Genomic DNA, 21,580 nt, shown 5'->3' with positions numbered 1-21,580 from the left:
GGCGAGCGGCACGGACTCATTCATGACAGCACCCCTTGCGCGGCCGGTTCGCCGGGTGCCGTGGCGAGGTCCTTGTCGAGATCAAAGTGCTTGAGCAGGCGGCGAGCGTCATAGGGGGCCCGGACTTTGATGTCGTTGTCGAAATAGCAGAACACTTCGCGGGATTTGCGCGCCCGGGGCTTGAGCCGCGGTGCGATCAACTGCGGGTCCGGCGGTTGCCCGCCGTGGTGCCAGGCATCGATCCGCGCGCCCCAGTGCTTCAGCGCCTGCGGGGTGTAACCGCTGGCGTAGAGCTCTTCGGCGCCGTGCAGGCGCAGGTACACGAAATCACTGGTGAGGTCTTCGCGATAGGGCCACTTGCCGGCCGTATCGGCGATCACCAGCGCGACGTTGTAGCGCTTGAGCAAACGGACGAATGCCGGATCGATGAAGCTGTCATTGCGGATCTCCACCGCGTGGCGCAATGGCCGCTTCCTGTACGCCCGGGTGCTGGCCTGGCCGTGCAGGTGCGCGTCGTGCTGGCGGGCGAGGGCGGCGGCCTGTGCGGTGTCGTGGGGCAGTTGTTCGAGGAAGTGCTCGAACAGCTCGGCGTCGAATTTGAAGTTGGGCGGAAACTGCCAGAGGATCGGGCCGAGTTTTTCCTTGAGTTCCAGCACCCCGGAGGCGAAGAAGTTGGCCAGGGGAATATGGATGTCGCGCAGGCGCCGGATATGAGTGATGAAGCGCGGGGCCTTGACGCTGAAGACGAAGTTCGCCGGGGTTTCGGCGTACCACTGGGCGTAACGTTCAGGCCGTTGCAGGGCGTAAAACGATCCATTGATTTCAATACTGTTGACGGCCCGGGAAGCGAACTGCAATTCGCGTTTCTGGGTCAGCCCCTTCGGGTAGAAGTCCCCGCGCCAGGGCATATAGCGCCAACCTGAAATGCCAATGTGAATCGCCGCCATGTCGCCTCCCGTGTGATGGTCCTCGGTTGCCCCTGTCTTTTGATGACTGTGGGGCAATCGAGAAAGTTTCCACCGGGCTACGGACGGTCCATCCTTCACACCGCCTCTGCAGGAGCGAACAAGCTCGCTCCTGCAAAGGATCAATGGCCGGTGACGATGTGGGTCGAGCCCGGGGCATGCACCGGGCCGAGGCGATCGAGGCGACCGCTCCACAGGGTCAGCGCCAACGCCACCAACACCACCAGGCCACCGATCCATGCCGTGTGAATCAGCCCCATGTGGGCGACGATCAAGCCACCGCCCCACGCGCCACCGGCAATGCCGAGGTTGAAGGCGGCGATGTTCAAGCCGGAGGCGACATCCACGGCGTGGGGGGTATGGTGTTCGGCCTGGCGCACCACATACACCTGCAAACCCGGCACGTTGCCGAATGCGACTGCGCCCCAGACCAGTACGGTGGCCAGCGCCAGCCATGGATTGTTGGCGGTGAAGGTCAGCATGAACAACACGGCGGCGAGCAGGGCGAAGACGATTTTCAGCGCGCTGATCGGGCCGCGCTTGTCGGCCAGCTTGCCGCCCCAGATATTGCCGACGGCCACCGAGAGGCCGTACACCAGCAACACCAGGCTGACAGTGCTGGCGCTGAAACCGGACAGGTCCTGAAGAATCGGCGCCAGGAAGGTGAAGGCGATGAACGATCCGCCGTATCCGATCGCCGTCATCGCATAGACCAGCAACAAGCGCGGTTGCTTGAGCACCTGCAATTGCTGCAACAGGGACGCCGGCTTGTTGTGAGCGATATCGTTCGGCACGTAGAGCAGGCTGCCGATGAACGCCACCACACCCAGTGTCGAAACGGCGAGGAAGGTTTCGCGCCAGCCGAAATGCTGGCCGATGAAGGTCCCCAGCGGCACGCCGGTGACCAGTGCCACGGTCAGGCCGGTGAACATGATGGCAATCGCGCTGGCGGCTTTCTCCTTCGGCACCAGGCTGGTGGCGATGGTCGAACCAATCGAGAAAAACACCCCGTGGGCCAGGCCGGTGACAATCCGCGCGATGATCAGCGAGTCATAGCTCGGCGCTTTCCAGGCTAGCAGGTTGCCGAGGGTGAACAGCACCATCAACGACAACAGCAGCCGCTTGCGCGGAACCTTGCCGGTCAGGGCCGTCAGTACGGGCGCGCCAACGGCAACGCCCAGGGCGTAGAGGCTGACCAGCAGGCCGGCGGACGGCAGGCTGACGCCGAGGTCGGCGCCGATGGTGGGTAACAGGCCAACGATGACGAACTCGGTCGTCCCGATGGCGAAAGCGCTGAGCGTCAGCGCGAGCAAGGCAATGGGCATGGCTGCCACTCCAGTGGTTGATTGATGGAGCGCAGTCTCGGGGTTTGGCTCATGCGGAAAAATACAGAAATAAGCATTTGATATTTGCGTGCTGATCAAATATCGACTGGTCAATAGGGTGCCCTGGGGAACGGTTGGTGATGCAACGCCATTTGGGAGACCTCATCGTTCTCGAGCCTGATGGGTGAACTTGCCGGCCAAATGCCAATCAGTTCCTTACAGACCCTTTTCGAGGAGCTCCCCCGTTTTGTTCAAGTTCAAGACCGCGATGTTACTGGGGGCGTTGCTGATTTTTGCCAGCAACGTACTGCAAGCCGAACCGCTGCCGGGTGTTCCGGCTACCGCCGAGGAGTCGGCGAAACCCGAGCCCCTGGTTCAGGGCGGGTTGTTGGGGGCGATCAGTTCGAGCATCGATGATGTCCAGGACAAACTCGACCTCAACGAAAATCTGGTCGATGCCTGGCGTCTGCGGGCGGATCGGGCGGCGGATGAAGTCGGCAAGCTGGTGAACCAGCCGTCGTCGCGATCGCCCATGAGCGTGGTAGGCGATTTCCTGCTGCTCTCCGGTGTGTGGCTCGGCGTCTTCGCCTTGCTGACCGTGCTGGGTGGGTTGCTGGCCCGGCGCCTGAGTCAGGGCCGCTGGCTGCGCCAGCGTCATCGGGGGCAGGACCTGCTCGGTTATGTGTTGCCCTACACCTTGCCTGCCGTGATCTGCCTGCCGTTGACCCTGTATGTCAGCCATTTCCTGCCTGCCTCGGTGGGCCGGGCGCTGGCGCTGTGCTTTGCCTACGCCACCAGTAGCGGCATTTTCTCCACGTCGATGTTCCTGTGCGTGGTGGTCTTGTTCAAGACCGGCCACAAGCGCCCGGCCGTGCAGATCATCCGTGACTACTGCCCTCGGCCGCTGTTCCTGATCGGCTTTCTCGCGGCGCTCAGCGATGCCCTGACCAGCCCGCAGATCGCCCGGCAACTGGGGGGCAACATCACCAGCAGCATCGCGGTGTTCACCGGCCTGTTTGCCTCGATCATCTTCGGCCTGCTGGTGATTCGCCTGCGTCGCCCGGTGGCGCACCTGATCCGTAACCGTTCGCTGGCGCAGCGCCTGAAACAGCCTTCGTTGCAGGAGTCCCTGCGGATTTTTTCCGGGTTGTGGTACTGGCCGATCCTGTTGATGGTACTGGTCTCGGTGATCAACCTGATCGGTGTGGGCGAAGACAATCAAAAGGCCCTGCGCTGCGCGTTGTTCACCACTGTGCTGCTGATCGCCACGGTGTTCCTCAGCACGATTTTCCAGCACCTGTTCAAATCCCGCAAAGCCGAGGCGATCCAGCGCAGCAGTGCCTACAAGGAGCGTTTCCTCAGCTTGCTGCATGCGCTGTTGCGGATTGTCATGGCCGTGGCGTTCATTGAAATCCTCGGGCGGATCTGGGGGGTGTCGCTGTTCGAATTCGCCGAGCGCAATTCCGTGGGACGGGCGATCAGCGATTCGCTGAGCAGCATCGGCCTGATCCTGCTGGTGACGTGGTTGTTGTGGGTGGTGCTCGACACGGCGATCCAGGAGGCGTTGAAGCCACCGGTCAACAAGCGCTCGGCGCGCCAGCCGAGTACGCGGGTCAAGACCATCCTGCCGCTGCTGCGCAACGCGATCAAAATCATCCTGGTGGTGATCTGCGCGATCACCACCATGGCCAACCTGGGGATCAACGTTGCGCCACTCCTGGCGGGTGCCGGGGTGGTCGGCCTGGCCATCGGTTTTGGTTCGCAGCAACTGGTGCAGGATGTGATCACCGGCCTGTTCATCATCATCGAAGACACGTTGTCGGTCGGTGACTGGGTGGTGCTCGACTCCGGGCATGCCGGCACGGTCGAAGGCCTGACCATCCGCACCTTGCGCCTGCGCGACGGCAAGGGTTTTGTCCATTCGGTGCCATTCGGCCAGATCAAGGCCGTTACCAACCAGTCGCGGCAGTTCGCCTTTGCGTTTTTCTCCGTGCAGTTCACCTACGACACCGATGTCGACCAGGCCATCGCCTTGATCCGCGAGGCCGGGGATTCGATTCGCGAGGATGCGTTTCTCAAGTACAACCTGCAAGGGCCGCTGGACGTGTTCGGCGTCGACAGGATGGACCTTAACGGCGTGGTCCTGACGGCGCAGTTCCGAACCGTGTCAGGTGGCCAATATGCAGTCAGTCGGGCGTTCAACCAGCGTTTGAAAAAGCTTGTGGATAACAGCCCGTGGGTGCATTTCGCGCAGACTTATCCACAGCAGGTGCTGATGCCCAAGCGGCAGGTGGAGCAGGTTGAACAAGAGGGTGGGCCGCAGGAGCATGCGGGGGTGGTGTTGCCGGATCAGTCGCGAACCTAGTGCTTGGAGGCAGGCCTTATCGCGAGCAGGGAGACATCTTGCCTTGTGGGAGAGAGCCTGCTCGCGATGGGGTCAATGCCGGACCAGTTTGCTGTTCAGCTCGGCAATCCACGGTTGATCCGGTTCGACCCAGAACACTGGCTTGCCGGCAATCACCGCCGCCACCGGCAAACCATCGCGGTACACCAGCCGGTTGCTCGCCAGCGCCGGTACTTTTGCTCCTGGCAGCAGGGTGCCGGCCAGGTTCAACGGGTCAACCCCGCACACCGCGATCAAACTCCCGTCATGCGCCCGCCGCCGAACTTCGCGCAGCAAAGGGATGGCCTCAGGCAACGCGAACTGCTCGCCGGCCAGGCCACTGACAAAACGCCCACCGCGAATCTCGCCGCGAGCCTCCAGGCGATGGAAGGTGCGCAACAGTTCGCGCCAGCTCGGCAACCACTCCGCTTCGCGTTCCAGCAGCCGCCAGAACACCACGCCGTAGCGCCGCAGCAAGGTCATGGCGATATGTTCAAGGGTCTCGCTCGCCACCGGCGCTTTCCTGTCCGCCAGCGGTGCCGGCGGCCCGCGTCGCAGCAGCGCCCAGCGCCCGGCATCGTCCATGCCACCGATGAATGCCCCACGCCCGCGTCGACTGCTGCGGGCCTGGCGCTTGCTGGCGGGGGTGATCAGCGCGCGCAATCCGGCAAAGCTGTCGGCATTCACCCAGCCGGCACCGACCAGCTCCTGCAAGGCAATCTCCAGTTCCGTGCGCAGCAGATGGGCTTCATGAACCAGCTCATCGAAAAACAGCGCGCCGTGCTGGCTGAGGGCGTCGTAGACCTTTTGCGCTTTTGGCGACAGTTCGCTGACCGGTGTCTGTTCAGTCAGGCCGCTCCACAAGCCGACCTGACTGCGCGGCAGCAACACTATCGGCGTGCTGCGCAATGCGCTGCTGGCGCTTTTGTTGTGGCCGGTCAGGCGAGTCCACACCAGTTTGCCGCTGCGGCACAGATCGTCCAGCCAGCTCGCCGAATAATCCTTGATGCGCGCCGGCAACAGGTCGGTGTCCCAGGCCGACGCGGCGGCGGGGTAGCCTTCGAACTGGCCGACAATCGCCGGCAATACCGCGCTGCCCTTGCCCTGGCTCATGGCCGACAGGTGCTGCCAGTCGAACAGGAAACGCATGAAGTCCTGCAACGACACCGGTTCGATTTCCCGGCGCAGACGCTTGACCGTGTAGCGGTGGATCCGCGCGAGCAGATGCCGTTCGCACCATTGCTCCTGGTCTGCATCGGGGGTGAATCGTCCTCGCAGCACGTGGCCTTCGCGTTCCAGTTGTGCCAGCGCCTGGATGACCCGTGCCGGTGGTAATTGCAGGGGATCGGCAATCGCTGTCAGCGATAACGGCCCAAAGGCGCCGAGCCGTGCGCGCAGGACTTCCACCAAGGCTTCATCGGCTTGCCAGGCCTCATCGAATCCCGGCAACGCCTGCAGCGAGGGCAGCAGCTCGGCCTGTGGATAAATCGCCTGCAGACAGGTCAGCCGTTCCAGTGGCAACCATAACGCCTGGCCGTCAGCCATCTGCAGACGGCTGGCGCGTCCCTGCCCGGCAAGGCTGTCCAGCCAGGTCGTCCAGGGTGAGTGGGCCTGTGCCTCGGCCTCGGTGAGACAGGCCAGGGTCATCAGCGTTTCCTGCATTTCGTCGATGCTGCTCGGTGCTGGCCAGGCTTCGTCGCGCACCGCCTGAATCGCCTCGGCATCCAGCGCGCCGAGGTCGTCGGTGGATTGCGCATCAGCCCAGCGTCGGTTGAGAACCGCTTGCGTGCGCCGTTCTTCCAGCGGCGCATCGTCGAGAAAGGTGTAGGGCCGGGCACTGAGGATTTCTGCCGCCAGCGGCGAGGGGGCCGGCAGGTCGCGGCTGATCAGGCGAACTTCGCCGCACTCCATGCGCCGCAACAAGGTGAGCCAGCCTTCGCAGTCCATGGCGTCGTGCAGGCAATCGTCGAGGGTCTGCTCCACCAGCGGATGCTCGGGAATCTCGCGCTCGCCCGCCAGGTTTTCCACGCAGGCGATCTGGTCGGGAAACACGCTGGCGATCAGGTCTTCGCTTTTCATCCGTTGAATCTGCGGCGCGACTTTGCGACCGCCGGTAAAGCGCGGCAGTGCCAGCGCGACCCCGGCGTTCCAGCGCCAGCGCACACCGAACAGCGGCGCTTCGAGCACCGCCTGGATCAGCAGGTGCTCGGCGCTGTTGCTGTGCAGGTAGCGCCAGACCTCGTCCAGCTCGAAGCTGTGGCTGGTGGACAGCGACAGGACTATCGCGTCTTCGCTGGCGGCGGCCTGCAATTCGAAGTTGAAGGTGCGGCAGAACCGCTTGCGCAGGGCCAGGCCCCAGGCGCGGTTGATGCGGCTGCCGAACGGCGTGTGGATGATCAACTGGGTGCCGCCGGATTCGTCGAAAAAGCGCTCCATCACCAGCGTGTCCTGCGAGGGCAGGGCGCCCAATGCCAGGCGCGCGCGGGCGAGGTAGTCCAGCAGTTGTTCGGCGCTGGCGAGTTCCAGGCCGAGGGTGTCGGTCAGCCAGTCGAGGGCCGGTTGCAGGTTGCCCGGCGTGGCACCCAACAGCTGATCGAGTTGCCCTTGCAGGCGCGCCACGGCAAACGACAGTTCGGCGCTGCGCCCGGGTGCTTCACCCAGCCAGAACGGAATGGTCGGCGGTTGCCCGTGCGCATCCTCGACCCGGACCTTGCCGGTTTCGACCCGCAAAATGCGGTATGAGGTGTTGCCAAGCTGAAAGATATCGCCAGCGATGCTTTCCACGGCGAAGTCTTCGTTGACGCTGCCAATGTTCAGGCCCTGGGGCTCCAGCAGCACGCTGTAGTCGGCGTTGTCCGGGATGGTGCCACCGCTGGTCACAGCGGTCAGCCGACTGCCCCGGCGTGCACGCAAGGTTCGGGTCAACGCGTCGCGGTGCAGGAACGCGCTGCGAATGCCCTGGCGACCGTTGTAGCCTTCGGCGAGCATCTGCAGTAATGCCTGAAAATGGTGTTCGTCGAGCCCGGCGTAGGGCGAGGCCTTGCGGAACATCTCCAGCAAGGCCTGCTCCTGCCATTCCTGGCAGCTGACCTCGGCGATGATCTGTTGGGCCAGCACGTCCAGTGGTGCCCGTGGAATCTGCAGGGTGTCGAGTTCTCCCCGGCGCACGCAGTCGAGCAGGGCGGCGCACTCGATCAGGTCATCGCGGGTGGTGGCGAACAGACGGCCCTTGGGTGTACCGCCGACCTGGTGGCCGGAGCGACCGACCCTTTGCAGAAACCCGGCAATCGAGCGTGGCGAGGCGATCTGGCAAACCAGGTCCACATCGCCGATGTCGATCCCCAGTTCCAGCGAGGCCGTGGCGATCAGCACCTGCAGGTCGCCGCGCTTGAGCCGCTGTTCGGCGTCCAGGCGAAATTCTTTGGCCAGGCTGCCATGGTGGGCGGCGACCGCTTGCTTGCCCAGGCGCTCGCTCAAATGCCGGCTCAGGCGCTCGGCCAGGCGCCGGGTGTTGACGAAAATCAGCGTGGTGCGGTGTTCGCGGGCCAGGACAGCGAGACGGTCGTAGACCAATTCCCACACATCATTGGCCATCACCGCCGACAGTGGCACGGGCGGCACTTCAATGCCCAGGTCCCGTGGGCGGGCGTGGCCGATGTCGATGATTTCACAGGGGCGATCGCGCCCGACCAGAAAGCGTGACACCGCCTCGATGGGCTTTTGCGTGGCGGACAGGCCGATGCGCATCAGCGGCGTCGAGCACAACGCCTGCAAGCGCTCCAGGCTCAGGGCCAGGTGGCTGCCGCGTTTGCTGGCGGCGATCGCATGGATTTCGTCGACGATGACCGTGCGCGTGGATTTGAGCAGGTGCCGGCCGGAATCGGAGCCCAGCAGCACGTAGAGGGATTCCGGCGTGGTTACCAGGATGTGCGGCGCGGTCCTGCGCATCGCCGAGCGCTCTTTCTGCGGCGTGTCGCCGGTGCGCACGGCGGTGCTGATCCGCAGCTCGGGCAAGCCCATGGCGCGTAACTGCGCGGTGATGCCGGCAAGCGGGGCCTGCAGGTTGATCTGGATATCGTTGGACAGGGCCTTGAGCGGCGAGACGTAGACCACCAGCGTTTCGTCGGGTAGGCCGGCGGCGGTTTCCAGGCCACGGTGGACCAGATCGTCGAGGACGGCGAGGAAGGCGGTGAGGGTCTTGCCGGACCCGGTGGGCGCGGCGATCAGTGTCGAGCGGTGCTGGCGGATCAACGGCCACGCCCGGGCCTGGGCGGCGGTGACCGTCGGGAAAGTGCTGCTGAACCAGGCGCTGACGGCGGGGTGGAAGCCGCTCAGCGCACTGTCTGCGGGGATGGGCAGGTTCATGCGTGAATTTATGCGGGCGGGGGCAGGAAGATGCAAGTGCCACTCGTGATTTGCAGTGACCTTGATGACCCTTTCGCGAGCAGGCTCGTTGCCACAGAGGATCGCGCCACCCGGTGGGAGCGAGTCTGCTCGCGAAGAAGCCAGTTGCCACACCACCCAACCCGGACATCTACACTTTACGGATGACGGTTGCGCACTAAACCCGCAAAATGCAACGATTCCGACAATTATCGACGGCATCGCCGACCTGCGATGTCGATACAGCCATTGTTCCAATAAGACTGGGCCTGCTGACTCTATGCGAATGCGCCTTATGTTACTGGGCGGCGGAAATGCCCTTGGGCAGGCGCTGATTCGCCTCGGTGCGGAGGAAGACATCGGCTTCCTCGCCCCCCGCCCACCGCAGGACGGCTGGGACGCCGCGAGCCTGACGCAACTGCTCGACGACACCCGCCCGGACGCGTTGATCAACCTCGCCTACTACTTCGACTGGTTTCAGGCGGAGACGGTCAGCGAGTCGCGTCTGGCCGGGCAGGAGCGGGCGATCGAGCGTCTGGCCGAATTGTGCCAGCATCACAACATCGTCCTGCTGCAACCGTCGAGCTATCGCGTGTTCGACGGTTCCCGGGCGACCGCCTACAGCGAAAAAGACGAACCGGTACCGCTGGGCCTGCGTGGCCAGGCCTTGTGGCGAATCGAGCAGAGCGTGCGCGCCACCTGTCCGCAGCACGTGTTGCTGCGTTTCGGCTGGCTGCTCGATGACAGCCCCGATGGGACCCTCGGGCGATTCCTGGCCCGTGCCGAACACCCCGAGGAACTGTTGATGGCCGATGACCGCCGGGGTAATCCGACACCGGTGGACGATGCGGCCCGGGTGATCATCTCGGTGCTCAAGCAACTCGATTGTGCGGCGCCGCTGTGGGGCACCTACCACTACGCCGGGCACGAAGCGACCACGCCGCTGGCCTTGGGGCAGGCGATTCTGAGCGAAGCCCGCGCGCTGCATCCGCTGGCCATCGAGGAGCCCACCGCCCAGGCCCACGCCGCGCGCCCGGACGCCGCCGAAGAGCCGCAACACGCAGTGCTGGCCTGCAAGAAAATCCTTCATACCTTCGGGATCAAGCCCCGCGCCTGGCGTGCGGCCCTCCCGGGCCTACTGGACAGGTTTTATCGCCATGGCTGACGGCCCCGTTCTGATCACCGGTGGTGCCGGTTTCATCGGCTCGCACCTGACCGATGCCTTGCTTGCCAAGGGTTATTCGGTACGAATCCTCGATGACCTGTCCACCGGCAAGCGCAGCAACCTGCCGCTGGACAATCCGGCGATGGAACTGGTCGTCGGTGACGTCGCCGATGCGGCCCTGGTCGCGCAGGCCATGCGCGGTTGCAGTGCGGTCGCGCACCTGGCGGCAGTGGCGTCGGTGCAGGCCTCGGTGGACGATCCGGTGAAGACCCACCAGAGCAATTTCATCGGCTCGCTGAATGTCTGCGAGGCGATGCGCCAGGCCGGCGTCAAGCGCGTGCTGTTCGCCTCCAGCGCGGCGGTCTATGGCAACAATGGCGAAGGCGAGTCGATTGATGAAGACACGCCCAAGGCACCCTTGACGCCGTACGCTTCGGACAAATTGGCCAGCGAACATTACTTCGACTTCTACCGTCGCGAGCACGGACTGGAGCCGGTGATTTTCCGCTTCTTCAACATCTTTGGTCCGCGACAGGATCCGTCCTCGCCGTATTCCGGGGTGATCAGCATTTTCAGCGAGCGCGCACAGAAGGGCCTGCCGATCAGCGTGTTCGGCGACGGCGAACAGACGCGGGATTTCGTCTACGTCGCCGACCTGGTCGAGCTGTTGGTGCAGGCGATCGAGCAACCGCAGGTGGACGTCGGTGCCGTCAACGTCGGCTGGAACCAGGCCACCAGTCTCAAGCACATGCTCGATGCATTGAAGCAAGTGGTGGGCGAACTCCCCCCCGTGAGCTATGGCCCGGCGCGATCCGGTGATATCCGTCATTCGCGGGCCAACAACCAGCGCTTGCGCGAGCGTTTCGTCCTGCCGGCACAGACGTCGATGAGTGTCGGCCTGGCACGATTGCTGGGGCGCTGATCGTCACTGCACGGGAATGAAAAAAGGCGCCTTCGCAGGCGCCTTTTTTTTGCAGCTCGTTCCCACCACGTGAACGATCTTCAGAACTTGTAGCCCAGGCCCACCATGTAGATGAACGGGTCGACATCCACGTTGACCTTGGCCCGTGTGCCCGGTGCGACCGCGTTGTTTTCCACGGTCGCCTGGGTGTCGATGTCGATGTAGCGCACCTGGGCGTTGAGCAGGATGTTGTCGGTGATCATGTAGTCGGCGCCGACCTGGAAGGCCATGCCCCAGGAGTTTTTCGCCTTGAAGTTGCTGAAGCCGTTGGCCTTGGCATCGCTGCTGAGGTCTTCGTCGAAGATCCAGGTGTAGTTGATGCCGGCGCCGACATATGGCTGGAACGCGGACTTGGCGTCCAGCGGGTAGTACACGACGCTCAAGGTAGGCGGCAGGTGTTTCAGGCTGCCGAGTTTGCCGTTGGCGGCAGGCAGCGCGGTGTTCTTGATCTTCACGTCATGCTGGAACGGCGTGGCCGCCAACAGCTCGATACCCCAGTGGCTGTCGAGCATGTAAGCGAAGTTCAGACCCAGCTGGGTGTCGCTGTCCATGGTCGCCTTGCCGCCCAGGTCGGCACCTTTGAGCGGGCCTTGGTCGACCTTGACGCTGGAGCTGTCGGCTTTCGGGTTGACGGTGATTGCACCGGCACGGATGAGGATGTCGCCGGCTTCGTGCGCATGGGCAATGGGGGCGGCAAGCGCGAGGGCGAACAACGATGCGCTGAGCAAAGACTTTTGCATGGGGGCTCCAGAAGGACGTTGAAATGTTTGATGTCCCAATGGTACGGAGCCGTCTGATACGGTCTTTTGATTCAGCTCAATGAAACAGTGATAGCCCGGTTTTTTGCGGAACCATCGCAAACAGGCTCGCTCTCACAGGGTTGAAGTTGTCCTCTTTGGGAGCGAGCCCGCTCGCGACGGCTATCGATCATGCGAGGTCAAACCCGCAGATTCACTCCGGCAATTCATACATGTAGATCTTGTCCGCTTCCATCTGATACCCGGCATCCGCCAGCTCGCTGGTCGACGCTTTCACCTGCAGCGCCCCTTCGATCCAGTACGGCTGATACAGCTCATCGAGCTTCACGCCGACTTCGCTTTTCACATGCACGATCTGGTTCGATGGCGGTGGCGGCACGTGGATGCAGGCGCCGAAGTACGGCACCAGCAGAAACTCCGTGGTACGGCCTTCTTCACTGACTTCCAGTGGCACGATGTAGCCCGGCAAGCGAATGTTCTGTCCATCGAGGCTCTTGACCACCGGCGCATTGGGCATGTCCTGTTTCGCGGCGGGCGCCGACTCGGCGGAGAGTGCGTTGCCGATCTGCGACAGGTCGTGCAGGGGTGTCATGTTCGGCACTTCCGGCATCGCATCGGGCGGGATCATTTCCGACCAGGTCAACTCTTTCGGTTCGGCCGCCCACAACGGCAGGGCGACCAGCATCAACAGCGCAAGCACGGCGCGGGGCATCATTAACGTCCTCATAGTCGGATCGACAGGCCATCGGCCAGGGATTGGCGATAGGCACGCCAGGCCGGTACGCTGCCCATCAGCAGCGCGGCGGCCAGGATGCCACCGAGCAGCGTCCATTCATATTCGCTGGGCCAGGCCAGTGGCAAATACAAACCATAATTGGCCTGCACGTAGCCCTGCGCGGAGGCGATGCCCAGGTAAAGCAGAGCCACGCCGGCGATCACGCCCGACAGTGCCAGGGCGAACGCTTCCAGCACCAGCAACGTCGCGATGTGCCAGGGGCGGGCGCCGACCGAACGCAGGATTGCCATCTCGCGCCGGCGTTCGTTGAGGCTGGTGAGAATCGCCGTGAGCATGCCGATCAAACCGGTGAGCACCACGAACAGCGAGACCACGAACAAGGCTTTTTCCGCGGTGCTCATCAAGCTCCACAGTTCCTGTAGTGCCACGCCCGGCAGGATCGCCAGCATCGGTTCACCGCGGAATTCGTTGATCTCGCGCTGCAGCGCGAAGGTCGAAATCTTGCTGTTGAGGCCCAGCATGAATGCAGTGATCGCCTGGGGCGTCAGGTCCATGTTGCGCGCCTGATCGGCGCTGATCCGGCCGTTGCCACGGGCCGGCACACCGTTGTGCCAATCGACGTGAATCGCTTCCATGCCACCCAGGCTGATGTGCAGCGTGCGATCCACCGGGGTGCCGGTGCGCTTGAGAATGCCAACCACGGTGAACGGTTTGTCGTCGTGCTTGACCAGGCTGATCGCCGCCACGCCGTGGGCCAGCACCAGTTTATCGCCGAGCTTGTAATGCAGCGCGTCGGCCACTTCGGCACCGAGCACCACTTCAAAGGGATCACTGGCGAAGGCCCGACCGTCGGCCAGTTCCAGGTGTTGCTGGCGACCGTATTGATAGTGCTCGAAGTACGCCTCGGTGGTGCCCATCACGCGATAGCCACGGTGGGAATCGCCGAGGGACATCGGGATCGCCCATTTCACTTTCGGGTTGCTGGCGAAGTGTTCGAAGCTGTCCCAACGGATGTTGTTGGTGGCGTTGCCGATGCGGAACACCGAGTACAACAGCAGGTTCACCGAACCCGAGCGCGCACCGACGATCAGGTCGGTGCCGCTGATGGTGCTGGCGAAACTGGCCTTGGCTTCGGTGCGCACGCGTTCCACGGCCAACAGCAGGCAGACCGACAGGGCGATGGCGAACGCAGTGAGGATCGCGGTGAACCGGCGATTAGCCAGGCTGGCCATGGCTAGACGAAACAGATACATCTCAGACCTCCGCGGGCGTGGCGGCGCGATTGAGTTCGGCCAGCGACAGGTTGCGATCGAACAGCGGTGCGAGGCTCTGGTCATGGCTGACGAACAACAGGCTCGATCCCGCTTCACGGCATTCGGCGAACAGCAGGCGAATGAAGTTTTCGCGCGCGTCGTAGTCCAGGGCGGACGTCGGCTCGTCGGCGATCACCAGTTCCGGTTGACCGATCAACGCCCGCGCGGCCGCGACCCGCTGTTGCTGGCCGATGGACAATGAGTCGGCACGGCGACCGAGCAGGCTGCCATCCTTCAGGCCCAGGTGCGCGAGGAGGGTGGCGGCGGCCTGGTCGACACTGCCGTGGCGCTGGATCGCACGTTCCGCGCGCAGCCTGGAAAAGTGGCAGGGCAACTCGACGTTCTCGCGCACCGAGAGAAATGGCAGCAGGTTGAACTGCTGGAAGATGTAGCCGGTGTGATCGACCCGGAAGCGATCACGCGCACCGGCGCCGAGTTCGGTCAGCTCCTGGCCGAGCAGGCGAATGCTGCCGCGATCCGGTTTCTGCACGCCGCCCAGCAGGCCGAGCAGGGTGGTCTTGCCGCTGCCGCTCGGGCCCTTGAGGAACAGGGTTTCACCCGGCTCCAGGCGAAACGCCGGGATGTCCAGCAGTGGCGGGTGACCGGGCCAGCTGAAGCCCAGGTCGGACAATTCGATGAGTGCTTGAGTCATGTGAAACCGGTTGAATGAGTGGGTAACCCTGTGGGAGCGAGACTGCTCGCGGTGTTCATGCGTGCATCGCGAGCAGGCTCGCTCTCACAGGTCATCAGTATTTCAGCGTGGCCGCCTTCGCCGTCACTTCAACGCCTTGCTGGCCGCTCGGGCTGATCAGTTGTACCTGAATTTTCTGGGTGGCCGGGAAGGTGTTGAACACATTCGCCAGGTCCAGGGTTTTCAATGCGCCCGGTGTGGAACAGGTGAACTGGTAGTGCGCATGGATTTCGCTGTGGTCGTGAGGGTGTTCGCCCTTGGCCTCGTCATCATGATCGTGATCATCGTCAGCCTCGGGTTTGTCGCCGAACAACGGGCTTTCCAGTGCCTGACTCGCCACCACGCAACCGGCGGCTTTTGGCAGGTTGAACAGTGCCAGCGGTTTCTCCAGTTGCGCACGGACTGCGGCGACTTTGGCCTTGTCGGCGTCCGTGGTGGCGGCGTGTTCGAAACCCACCAGGTTCATCGCCGGGCTTTCCAGCTCCAGCTCCAGGGTCTGGCCATCCAGTGCGGCATTCAGGCGACCGACACCATGTTCGTGGGCGCCGAGGCTGCCGTGCTCATGGTCATGGTCGTGATCATGTTCCTGCGCTGCATGAGCGACAGCCAGTGGTAACAAGGCAAACGGCAGAGCGAGCAGCAGACGACGCATGATGAATCTCCGGAACTCAGGATGAATAAATTGTTATGTAATCTTATAACGTGAGTGCGGAGAGTTTGACCGTCTGCTTGGCGTTGCACAAGTCCCATGGGAGCATGTGGGTCAGAAATAGATGGGAGCAGGCTTATGTTGCGGATACGCGGAACCATCGGCGACTGGCCGGTGGATTTGACCCTGGAGATGGACGACGCCGACTGGGCGCGCCTCGGTGCGCAGGTGCAGGTGGTCAAGTCCGAAGCCAGCGAGGCGCCGGTCAAAGCGCTGAATCAGGACGACACGCAATGGCAGGTCGCGAAAGACCTGTTGCGCAACGCCGGGCAATTGAGCGGGCCGGACCTGCTCGATCAACTGGAAGGGCTGACCGGCAGCGCGGCAGCGGGCAAACGCCTGCTGGTGCGGTTGCGCCATTGTTCGCAGGTCAAGGTGACGAGCGGCGGGGATACGCCCCTGTACAGCTGGCTGTAGGCGCGAGCCTGCTCGCGAAAAGCGTCGGGGCACCGGCGTCTACAGGTAGTCCCGATCGTGGACGCCCATCGCGAGCAAGGGGGCGGTCAGTACAGCGCGGCAAACAACTTGCGGCGGTAGGTGGTCACCAGCGGGTGGTCATTGCCCAGCAGTTCGAACACTTGCAGCAAGGTCTTGTGCGGCAAGCCTTCGCTGTAGCTGCGGTTGCGGATGAACAGCTTGAGCAGCGCATCCAGCGCCGCATCGTACTGCTGACGGGCCAGTTGCTGGATCGCCAGTTGATACACCCCTTCATCGTCCTGCGGGTTCTTCGCCAGGCGTGCCTTCAGGTCGGCGGCATCCGGCAGGTCCTTGGCCTGGCCAAGAAACTGAATCTGCGCTTTCGCACCCGCCAGGGCCGCTTTGTGTTCATCGCTTTTCACCGCATCGAGAACGGTCTGCGCTTCACCCAGTTCGCCGCGCTCGGTCAGGCAGCGGGCATAGAGAATCAGCGCCCCGGCGTTGCTGTTGTCTTCACCCAGCAGCACGGTGAGCACGGCTTCGGCGTCGGCGAAACGGCTCTCGTCGAACAACGCCTGCGCCTGTTCCAGCGGATCGGCCGCAGCCGGTGGCGGCATTTGCACGTGCGGCTCGAGCAGCGCCCGTACGGCCGACTCCGGTTGCGCGCCGGCAAAGCCGTCGACGGGCTGACCATCCTTGAACAGCACCACGGTTGGCAGGCTGCGAATGCCGAAACGGGCGACGATGTCCTGCTCGACATCGCAGTTGACCTTGGCCAGCAGCAACTCGCCCTGATAGCTCTCGGCGATGGTCTGCAGCATGGGCATCAGCACTTTGCAGGGCGCACACCATTCGGCCCAGAAATCCACCAGTACCGGTTTGTGGAAGGAGTTCTCGATCACCGACTGCTCGAAGTCGGCGGTCGTGGCGTCGAAGATGTAGGGCGTTTCCTGACTCATGGGGGATCTCTTGGAAGCGTGAATAGGGGCACTATACGACCTGGCGGGGTGTGCCTGAAAGCAGAGCGCGGTTGAGAGCTGTGTTGCCTGTCAGGAAGTCTTCAACTGACGCCGGGCGTGATACAGGCTCACATGCCGGAACTCTTCCGGCTCCGCCAGATCCGGCAAGGTCATGGCTTCGAGCGTCTCGATGCGCCGATACATCGGGTGACGAAAATCCCTGACCCGCGAATCGGCCACCAGCGCTTCCTGGCCGCGACTCAAAAATTCATCGAGCAGTGGCAGGTTCGCCCGGTCGTACAACACGTCGGCCACCAGGATCAGGTCGAAACGATCAGCCTCGGCAAAAAAGTCCGCCGAGTAGTCCAGGTGCACGTCGTTGAGTGCTGCGTTCGCCCGACACGCGGCCAGCGCCAGCGGGTCCAGGTCGCAGGCCACCACCTGCAGCGCACCGGCCTTCGCCGCAGCAATCGCCGCGACCCCGGAGCCTGCGCCGAAATCCAGTACGCGCTTGCCCTCGACCCACTGCGGGAACTCGGCGAGATAGCGGGCAACCGCCAGGCCGCTGGCCCAGCAGAAACTCCAGTACGGCGGCTCGTGCAGAATCCGCCGGGTTTCTTCCGGGCTGAACGCGCGGTCCATGCGTTCACCGTCGATCAGCCAGAGCTTGAGTTCGGTGCCCGGCAACTCGCACACCACCAGCCGGGCATCGCCCAACAGCTCACTCAATGGCTGTTGCAGGTCGAGCGGTGCAATCATGGTGCTTTGACAAATTGCAGCTGACCAAGGGCCTGGGTCGTCGGTTGGGTGATGAGCTGCGAAGGCAGGTGCAGGATCAGTTGGCCGGACTGGCTGGCGCGACCGCGCAATTCGACCCGGGCCCCGGCGGGGAAGGACTCGGGGTTGAAACGCAGGTGAAACGGCAACAATTGATTGGTGCCGATCAGGCTGGAACTGGCGAGCAATTGCTGCGGACGGTCCTTTTCGTCGATCACCAGCAGCGCCAGTTCGACTTCGGCGCCCTGGGGCACGCCTTGCAGGGTGCCGCTCAATTCCCGCTGGTAAACGGGCAGCGGGCCCAGCTCGGTCGACTGCCGGGCTTTCTTCTGCGCCGTCTCCGGGGCGGGCCCGGGCGTGGGGGGCTGGGGCTTGGGGGCGTCGCTGCCGCAGGCCACCAGCAAGCTGAAAACACTGAGCAGTACGAGCGGTTTTAGGGACATTTGCGGCTCCAGCAAGGTGAAATCCATGAATAGACACGATTGTCAGTCTGTATACCGCAAACCCTATGGCTTGTCTTGCCACCGGGATGCGCTACCATGGCCCTCCCTTTTTTTGTTGCCTGCCACCATGCACTGTCCCTTCTGCGGTGCCAACGACACCAAGGTCATCGACTCGCGTCTGGTCGCCGAGGGCGAACAGGTGCGCCGCCGGCGCGAATGCCTGGCCTGCGGTGAGCGTTTCACGACGTTCGAAACCGCTGAACTGGTGTTGCCGCGCCTGATCAAAACCGACGGCAGTCGCCAGCCGTTCGACGAAGAAAAACTCCGCGCCGGCATGCAGCGGGCGCTGGAGAAGCGCCCGGTGAGTGTCGAGCGCCTCGAATCGTCGCTGGTGCACATCAAACACAAACTGCGCGCCACCGGCGAGCGCGAGGTCAAATCCCTCGTGGTCGGTGAGCTGGTGATGGCCGAGCTGAAAAAACTCGACGAAGTCGCCTACATCCGTTTCGCCTCGGTGTATCGCCGCTTCCAGGACCTCAACGAGTTCCGCGAAGAGATCGATCGCCTGGCCCGTGAGCCGGAGAAAGAATGAGCGCACCCGCCGAGCAGGCCATCCTCGACGCCCATTACATGGCCCGTGCCCTGGAACTGGCGCGCAAGGGCCATTACACCACCCACCCCAACCCGCGGGTCGGCTGCGTGATCGTGCGTGACGGGCAGATCGTCGGCGAAGGCTGGCATGAGCGCGCCGGCGAACCCCACGCCGAAGTCCACGCGCTGCGTGCTGCCGGCGACCTGGCCCGGGGCGCCACCGCTTACGTGACCCTCGAGCCCTGCAGTCACCACGGCCGCACACCGCCCTGCGCCGACGCGCTGGTCAATGCCGGGGTCGCCCGCGTGGTCGCGGCGATGCAGGACCCCAACCCGTCGGTCGGCGGGCGCGGCCTGCAACGTCTGGCCGAGGCCGGTATCGCGGTTCAAAGCGGGGTGCTGGAGGGCGAGGCGCGTCTGCTCAATCAGGGTTTCCTGAAGCGCATGGAGCACGGTCTGCCGTTCGTGCGGGTCAAGTTGGCCATGAGCCTCGACGGCCGCACGGCGATGGAAAACGGTGAGAGCCAATGGATCACCGGCCCGGCGGCGCGTTCGGCGGTCCAACGCCTGCGGGCCCAGGCCAGCGTGGTGCTGACCGGTGCCGACACGGTGCTCGCCGATGGCGCCCGTTTGACCGTCCGCCCCGACGAATTGGGCCTGGATGCCGGGCAAACCGCGCTGGCCATGAGCCGTCCACCGTTGCGCGTGCTGATCGATGGCCGCCTGCGCGTGCCGCTCGATGCTCCGTTCTTCAGGGCAGGCCCGGCGCTGGTCGCCACTTGCATGGCCGTCGAGGAACAATACGCCAACGGTCCGGAGTGCCTGATCGTGGCGGGCGGCGATGGCCAGGTCGACTTGCGTGAGTTGCTGGTGGAACTGGCCCATCGCGGGGTCAACGAGGTGCTGGTCGAGGCCGGCCCGCGCCTGGCGGGTGCCTTTGCGCAGCAGGGGTTGGTGGACGAATTCCAGATATTCATTGCCGGCAAGTTTCTCGGTTCTTCGGCCAGGCCGTTGCTGGACTGGCCGCTGGAGCACCTGAAGGATGCGCCCGAGCTCAAAATCACTGACATTCGCGCGGTTGGCGATGACTGGCGAGTCACTGCCATTCCTGCACCGAAGGCGAGCGTATAATCCCGGGCTGCGCCACACGACGGCCCTGTTCTCGAGGAGGACTCCATGTTTACCGGCATCATCGAATCCATCGGCAGTATTCGTGCATTGACCCCAAAAGGCGGAGATGTGCGGGTACACGTAGAAACCGGCAAGCTCGACCTGAGCGACGTCAAGCTGGGTGACAGCATCGCGGTCAACGGCGTGTGCCTGACCGCCGTCGAATTGCCTGGCAATGGCTTTGCGGCGGACGTCAGTCGCGAAACCCTCGACTGCACCGCCATGAACGACCTGAAAAGCGGCAGCCCGGTCAACCTGGAAAAAGCCCTGACCCCGACCACTCGCCTTGGCGGGCATCTGGTCAGCGGTCACGTCGATGGCGTGGGCGAAGTGGTTGCCCGTACCGAGAACGCGCGTGCCGTGGAGTTCCGCATCCGCGCCCCGAAAGAACTGGCCAGATACATCGCCCACAAAGGCTCGATCACCGTCGACGGCACCAGCCTGACGGTGAACGCGGTCGATGGCGCCGAGTTCCTGCTGACCATCATTCCGCACACCCTCAGCGAAACCATCATGGCGTCGTACCAGCCAGGTCGCCGGGTGAACCTGGAAGTCGACCTGTTGGCCCGTTACCTGGAGCGTCTGCTGCTGGGCGACAAGGCGGCCGAGTCTGGCTCCTCACAAAAGCCTGGCAGCACCATTACCGAAAGCTTTCTGGCCCAAAACGGCTACCTCAAATCCTGACCCAAGGGGGTGCCTTGTGGCGCTCAATAGCATCGAAGAACTGGTTGAAGACATCCGCCAAGGCAAGATGGTCATCCTCATGGATGACGAAGACCGCGAGAACGAAGGCGACCTGATCATGGCCGCCGAGTGCTGCCAGGCCGAACACATCAACTTCATGGCCAAGCACGCCCGCGGCCTGATCTGCATGCCGATGAGCCGCGAGCGCTGCGAGCTGCTCAAGTTGCCGCTGATGGCGCCACGCAACGGTTCCGGTTTCGGCACCAAGTTCACCGTGTCGATCGAAGCGGCCACCGGCGTGACCACCGGCATCTCCGCCGCCGACCGGGCGCGCACCGTGCAGGCCGCCGCCGCGAAAGATGCCAAGGCTGAAGACATCGTCAGCCCGGGCCACATTTTCCCGCTGATGGCCCAGGCCGGCGGCACCCTGGCCCGTGCCGGCCACACCGAAGCTGCCTGCGACCTGGCGCGCATGGCCGGTTTCGAGCCGAGCGGGGTGATCTGCGAAGTGATGAACGACGACGGCACCATGTCCCGTCGCGCCGAACTGGAAGCTTTCGCTGCCGAGCACAACATCAAGATCGGCACCATCGCCGACCTGATTCACTACCGGATGATCCACGAACGTACCGTTCAGCGGATTGCCGAGCAGCCGCTGGACAGCGAACTGGGCCAATTCAACCTGGTGACCTATCGTGATTCCGTGGAAGGCGACGTGCACATGGCCCTGACCCTGGGCACGGTCTGCGCCGAAGAGCCGACCCTGGTGCGGGTGCACAACATGGACCCGCTGCGGGACCTGTTGATGGTCAAGCAGCCCGGTCGCTGGAGCCTGCGCGCCGCCATGTCCGCAGTGGCCGAGGCCGGCAGCGGCGTGGTGCTGTTGCTCGGTCACCCGCTCGATGGCGACGTGTTGCTGGCGCATATCCGTGAAACCGGCGATCACGTGGCGGTGAAAAAGCCGACCACCTACAGCACGGTCGGTGCCGGTTCGCAGATCCTTCGGGACCTGGGCGTGCGCAAAATGCGCCTGATGAGCGCACCGATGAAATTCAATGCGATATCCGGTTTCGATCTGGAAGTTGTAGAATACGTGCCCTCCGAATAATGACCGGTTGTTCCCGGCCCTGAATTCGCGGCAAATAAATCA

Annotated in this window: 19 protein-coding genes; 8 read left to right on the top strand and 11 right to left on the bottom strand. The window is 63.5% G+C overall.

The window, feature by feature from the left end; all coding sequences use genetic code 11:
- Positions 1–20 precede the first annotated feature (20 nt).
- Positions 21–947 carry a DUF72 domain-containing protein gene (locus tag IB249_RS27835; RefSeq protein ID WP_192309324.1) on the bottom strand — a complete coding sequence of 309 codons (927 nt, stop codon included), beginning with the start codon at positions 945–947 and terminating at the stop codon, positions 21–23.
- Positions 948–1,087: 140 nt separating this feature from the next.
- Entirely contained in the window at positions 1,088–2,290 is a 1,203-nt protein-coding gene (locus IB249_RS27830; RefSeq protein WP_192309322.1) for an MFS transporter, read from the bottom strand.
- A 247-nt stretch (positions 2,291–2,537) separates the two neighbouring features.
- Here IB249_RS27830 and IB249_RS27825 point away from each other — a divergent pair, with 247 nt between their 5' ends.
- Positions 2,538–4,655 (top strand): mechanosensitive ion channel family protein, encoded by a 2,118-nt coding sequence (locus IB249_RS27825; protein ID WP_192309320.1) that lies wholly within the window; start codon positions 2,538–2,540, stop codon positions 4,653–4,655.
- Positions 4,656–4,727: 72 nt separating this feature from the next.
- On the opposite strand, the gene IB249_RS27820 is transcribed toward IB249_RS27825, so the two are convergent.
- Positions 4,728–9,038 carry a DEAD/DEAH box helicase gene (locus IB249_RS27820; protein ID WP_192309318.1) on the bottom strand — a complete coding sequence of 1,437 codons (4,311 nt, stop codon included), beginning with the start codon at positions 9,036–9,038 and terminating at the stop codon, positions 4,728–4,730.
- Between the two features lie 298 nt (positions 9,039–9,336).
- Between IB249_RS27820 and IB249_RS27815 the strand changes: the two genes are divergently transcribed.
- On the top strand, positions 9,337–10,221 hold the full coding sequence (locus IB249_RS27815) for a sugar nucleotide-binding protein (protein ID WP_192309316.1): 885 nt from the start codon (positions 9,337–9,339) through the stop codon (positions 10,219–10,221).
- The gene (locus tag IB249_RS27810) at positions 10,214–11,143 is read left to right on the top strand and encodes an NAD-dependent epimerase/dehydratase family protein (RefSeq protein WP_192309313.1); all 930 of its coding nucleotides are present in this window, start codon (positions 10,214–10,216) and stop codon (positions 11,141–11,143) included. The genes IB249_RS27815 and IB249_RS27810 overlap by 8 nt, the downstream gene beginning before the upstream one ends.
- Before the next feature lie 80 nt (positions 11,144–11,223).
- Here the strand turns inward: IB249_RS27810 and IB249_RS27805 are convergent, their stop codons facing one another.
- From IB249_RS27805 to IB249_RS27785, 5 genes are all read right to left on the bottom strand, one after another.
- Positions 11,224–11,922, bottom strand: coding sequence for an OmpW/AlkL family protein (locus IB249_RS27805; protein ID WP_192309311.1), 699 nt, complete (start codon positions 11,920–11,922; stop codon positions 11,224–11,226).
- A gap of 211 nt (positions 11,923–12,133) precedes the next feature.
- Positions 12,134–12,652 carry a DUF3299 domain-containing protein gene (locus tag IB249_RS27800; protein WP_192309309.1) on the bottom strand — a complete coding sequence of 173 codons (519 nt, stop codon included), beginning with the start codon at positions 12,650–12,652 and terminating at the stop codon, positions 12,134–12,136.
- A gap of 11 nt (positions 12,653–12,663) precedes the next feature.
- A complete protein-coding gene (locus IB249_RS27795; protein WP_192309307.1) occupies positions 12,664–13,929 on the bottom strand; it encodes an ABC transporter permease in 1,266 nt (421 codons plus the stop codon).
- Position 13,930: 1 nt separating this feature from the next.
- Positions 13,931–14,641: an ABC transporter ATP-binding protein gene (locus IB249_RS27790; RefSeq protein WP_192309305.1), complete on the bottom strand. Its 711-nt coding sequence runs from the start codon at positions 14,639–14,641 to the stop codon at positions 13,931–13,933.
- Positions 14,642–14,735: 94 nt separating this feature from the next.
- The gene (locus tag IB249_RS27785; protein ID WP_192309303.1) at positions 14,736–15,332 is read right to left on the bottom strand and encodes a DUF2796 domain-containing protein; all 597 of its coding nucleotides are present in this window, start codon (positions 15,330–15,332) and stop codon (positions 14,736–14,738) included.
- 135 nt (positions 15,333–15,467) lie between these two features.
- Between IB249_RS27785 and IB249_RS27780 the strand changes: the two genes are divergently transcribed.
- Entirely contained in the window at positions 15,468–15,806 is a 339-nt protein-coding gene (locus tag IB249_RS27780) for a hypothetical protein (protein WP_192309301.1), read from the top strand.
- An 86-nt stretch (positions 15,807–15,892) separates the two neighbouring features.
- Here the strand turns inward: IB249_RS27780 and trxA are convergent, their stop codons facing one another.
- The 3 genes from trxA to IB249_RS27765 all read right to left on the bottom strand — a co-directional run bounded on the left by trxA (position 15,893) and on the right by IB249_RS27765 (position 17,985).
- A complete protein-coding gene (gene trxA / locus IB249_RS27775) occupies positions 15,893–16,765 on the bottom strand; it encodes a thioredoxin (RefSeq protein ID WP_192309299.1) in 873 nt (290 codons plus the stop codon).
- A gap of 90 nt (positions 16,766–16,855) precedes the next feature.
- Positions 16,856–17,524: a class I SAM-dependent methyltransferase gene (locus IB249_RS27770; RefSeq protein ID WP_192309297.1), complete on the bottom strand. Its 669-nt coding sequence runs from the start codon at positions 17,522–17,524 to the stop codon at positions 16,856–16,858.
- Positions 17,521–17,985, bottom strand: coding sequence for a YbaY family lipoprotein (locus tag IB249_RS27765; RefSeq protein ID WP_192309295.1), 465 nt, complete (start codon positions 17,983–17,985; stop codon positions 17,521–17,523). Before IB249_RS27765 ends, IB249_RS27770 begins: the two co-directional genes overlap by 4 nt.
- 127 nt (positions 17,986–18,112) lie before the next feature.
- On the opposite strand from IB249_RS27765, the gene nrdR reads away from it, so the two are divergent.
- The 4 genes from nrdR to ribBA are packed head-to-tail and all read left to right on the top strand — an operon-like array spanning position 18,113 to position 21,538.
- The gene (gene nrdR, locus IB249_RS27760) at positions 18,113–18,577 is read left to right on the top strand and encodes a transcriptional regulator NrdR (protein ID WP_192309293.1); all 465 of its coding nucleotides are present in this window, start codon (positions 18,113–18,115) and stop codon (positions 18,575–18,577) included.
- Complete coding sequence (ribD, locus tag IB249_RS27755) at positions 18,574–19,707, top strand: bifunctional diaminohydroxyphosphoribosylaminopyrimidine deaminase/5-amino-6-(5-phosphoribosylamino)uracil reductase RibD (RefSeq protein ID WP_192309291.1); 1,134 nt, start codon at positions 18,574–18,576, stop codon at positions 19,705–19,707. The genes nrdR and ribD overlap by 4 nt, the downstream gene beginning before the upstream one ends.
- A gap of 45 nt (positions 19,708–19,752) precedes the next feature.
- Positions 19,753–20,430, top strand: coding sequence for a riboflavin synthase (locus IB249_RS27750; protein ID WP_192309289.1), 678 nt, complete (start codon positions 19,753–19,755; stop codon positions 20,428–20,430).
- A gap of 16 nt (positions 20,431–20,446) precedes the next feature.
- The gene (ribBA, locus tag IB249_RS27745; protein WP_192309287.1) at positions 20,447–21,538 is read left to right on the top strand and encodes a bifunctional 3,4-dihydroxy-2-butanone-4-phosphate synthase/GTP cyclohydrolase II; all 1,092 of its coding nucleotides are present in this window, start codon (positions 20,447–20,449) and stop codon (positions 21,536–21,538) included.
- The last annotated feature ends 42 nt before the right edge of the window (positions 21,539–21,580 follow it).

Origin of the sequence: Pseudomonas sp. PDM04, from assembly GCF_014851765.1 — a bacterium.
In the GTDB taxonomy this organism is placed as follows: Bacteria; Pseudomonadota; Gammaproteobacteria; order Pseudomonadales; family Pseudomonadaceae; genus Aquipseudomonas.
The sequence above is the reverse complement of the archived record's forward strand: the minus strand, read 5'-3'. Positions and strand labels throughout refer to the sequence as shown.

Bases quoted from the DNA above. Each gene is read 5' to 3' on its own strand.
- trxA (WP_192309299.1), bottom strand. From the start codon at position 16,765: ATGAGTCAGGAAACGCCCTACATCTTCGACGCCACGACCGCCGACTTC.
- IB249_RS27815 (WP_192309316.1), top strand. From the start codon at position 9,337: ATGCGAATGCGCCTTATGTTACTGGGCGGCGGAAATGCCCTTGGGCAG.
- IB249_RS27830 (WP_192309322.1), bottom strand. From the start codon at position 2,290: ATGCCCATTGCCTTGCTCGCGCTGACGCTCAGCGCTTTCGCCATCGGG.
- IB249_RS27835 (WP_192309324.1), bottom strand. From the start codon at position 947: ATGGCGGCGATTCACATTGGCATTTCAGGTTGGCGCTATATGCCCTGG.
- IB249_RS27795 (WP_192309307.1), bottom strand. From the start codon at position 13,929: ATGTATCTGTTTCGTCTAGCCATGGCCAGCCTGGCTAATCGCCGGTTC.
- IB249_RS27765 (WP_192309295.1), bottom strand. From the start codon at position 17,985: ATGTCCCTAAAACCGCTCGTACTGCTCAGTGTTTTCAGCTTGCTGGTG.
- IB249_RS27810 (WP_192309313.1), top strand. From the start codon at position 10,214: ATGGCTGACGGCCCCGTTCTGATCACCGGTGGTGCCGGTTTCATCGGC.
- IB249_RS27780 (WP_192309301.1), top strand. From the start codon at position 15,468: ATGTTGCGGATACGCGGAACCATCGGCGACTGGCCGGTGGATTTGACC.
- IB249_RS27750 (WP_192309289.1), top strand. From the start codon at position 19,753: ATGTTTACCGGCATCATCGAATCCATCGGCAGTATTCGTGCATTGACC.
- IB249_RS27770 (WP_192309297.1), bottom strand. From the start codon at position 17,524: ATGATTGCACCGCTCGACCTGCAACAGCCATTGAGTGAGCTGTTGGGC.
- ribD (WP_192309291.1), top strand. From the start codon at position 18,574: ATGAGCGCACCCGCCGAGCAGGCCATCCTCGACGCCCATTACATGGCC.
- IB249_RS27805 (WP_192309311.1), bottom strand. From the start codon at position 11,922: ATGCAAAAGTCTTTGCTCAGCGCATCGTTGTTCGCCCTCGCGCTTGCC.
- nrdR (WP_192309293.1), top strand. From the start codon at position 18,113: ATGCACTGTCCCTTCTGCGGTGCCAACGACACCAAGGTCATCGACTCG.
- IB249_RS27820 (WP_192309318.1), bottom strand. From the start codon at position 9,038: ATGAACCTGCCCATCCCCGCAGACAGTGCGCTGAGCGGCTTCCACCCC.
- IB249_RS27785 (WP_192309303.1), bottom strand. From the start codon at position 15,332: ATGCGTCGTCTGCTGCTCGCTCTGCCGTTTGCCTTGTTACCACTGGCT.
- IB249_RS27800 (WP_192309309.1), bottom strand. From the start codon at position 12,652: ATGCCCCGCGCCGTGCTTGCGCTGTTGATGCTGGTCGCCCTGCCGTTG.
- IB249_RS27790 (WP_192309305.1), bottom strand. From the start codon at position 14,641: ATGACTCAAGCACTCATCGAATTGTCCGACCTGGGCTTCAGCTGGCCC.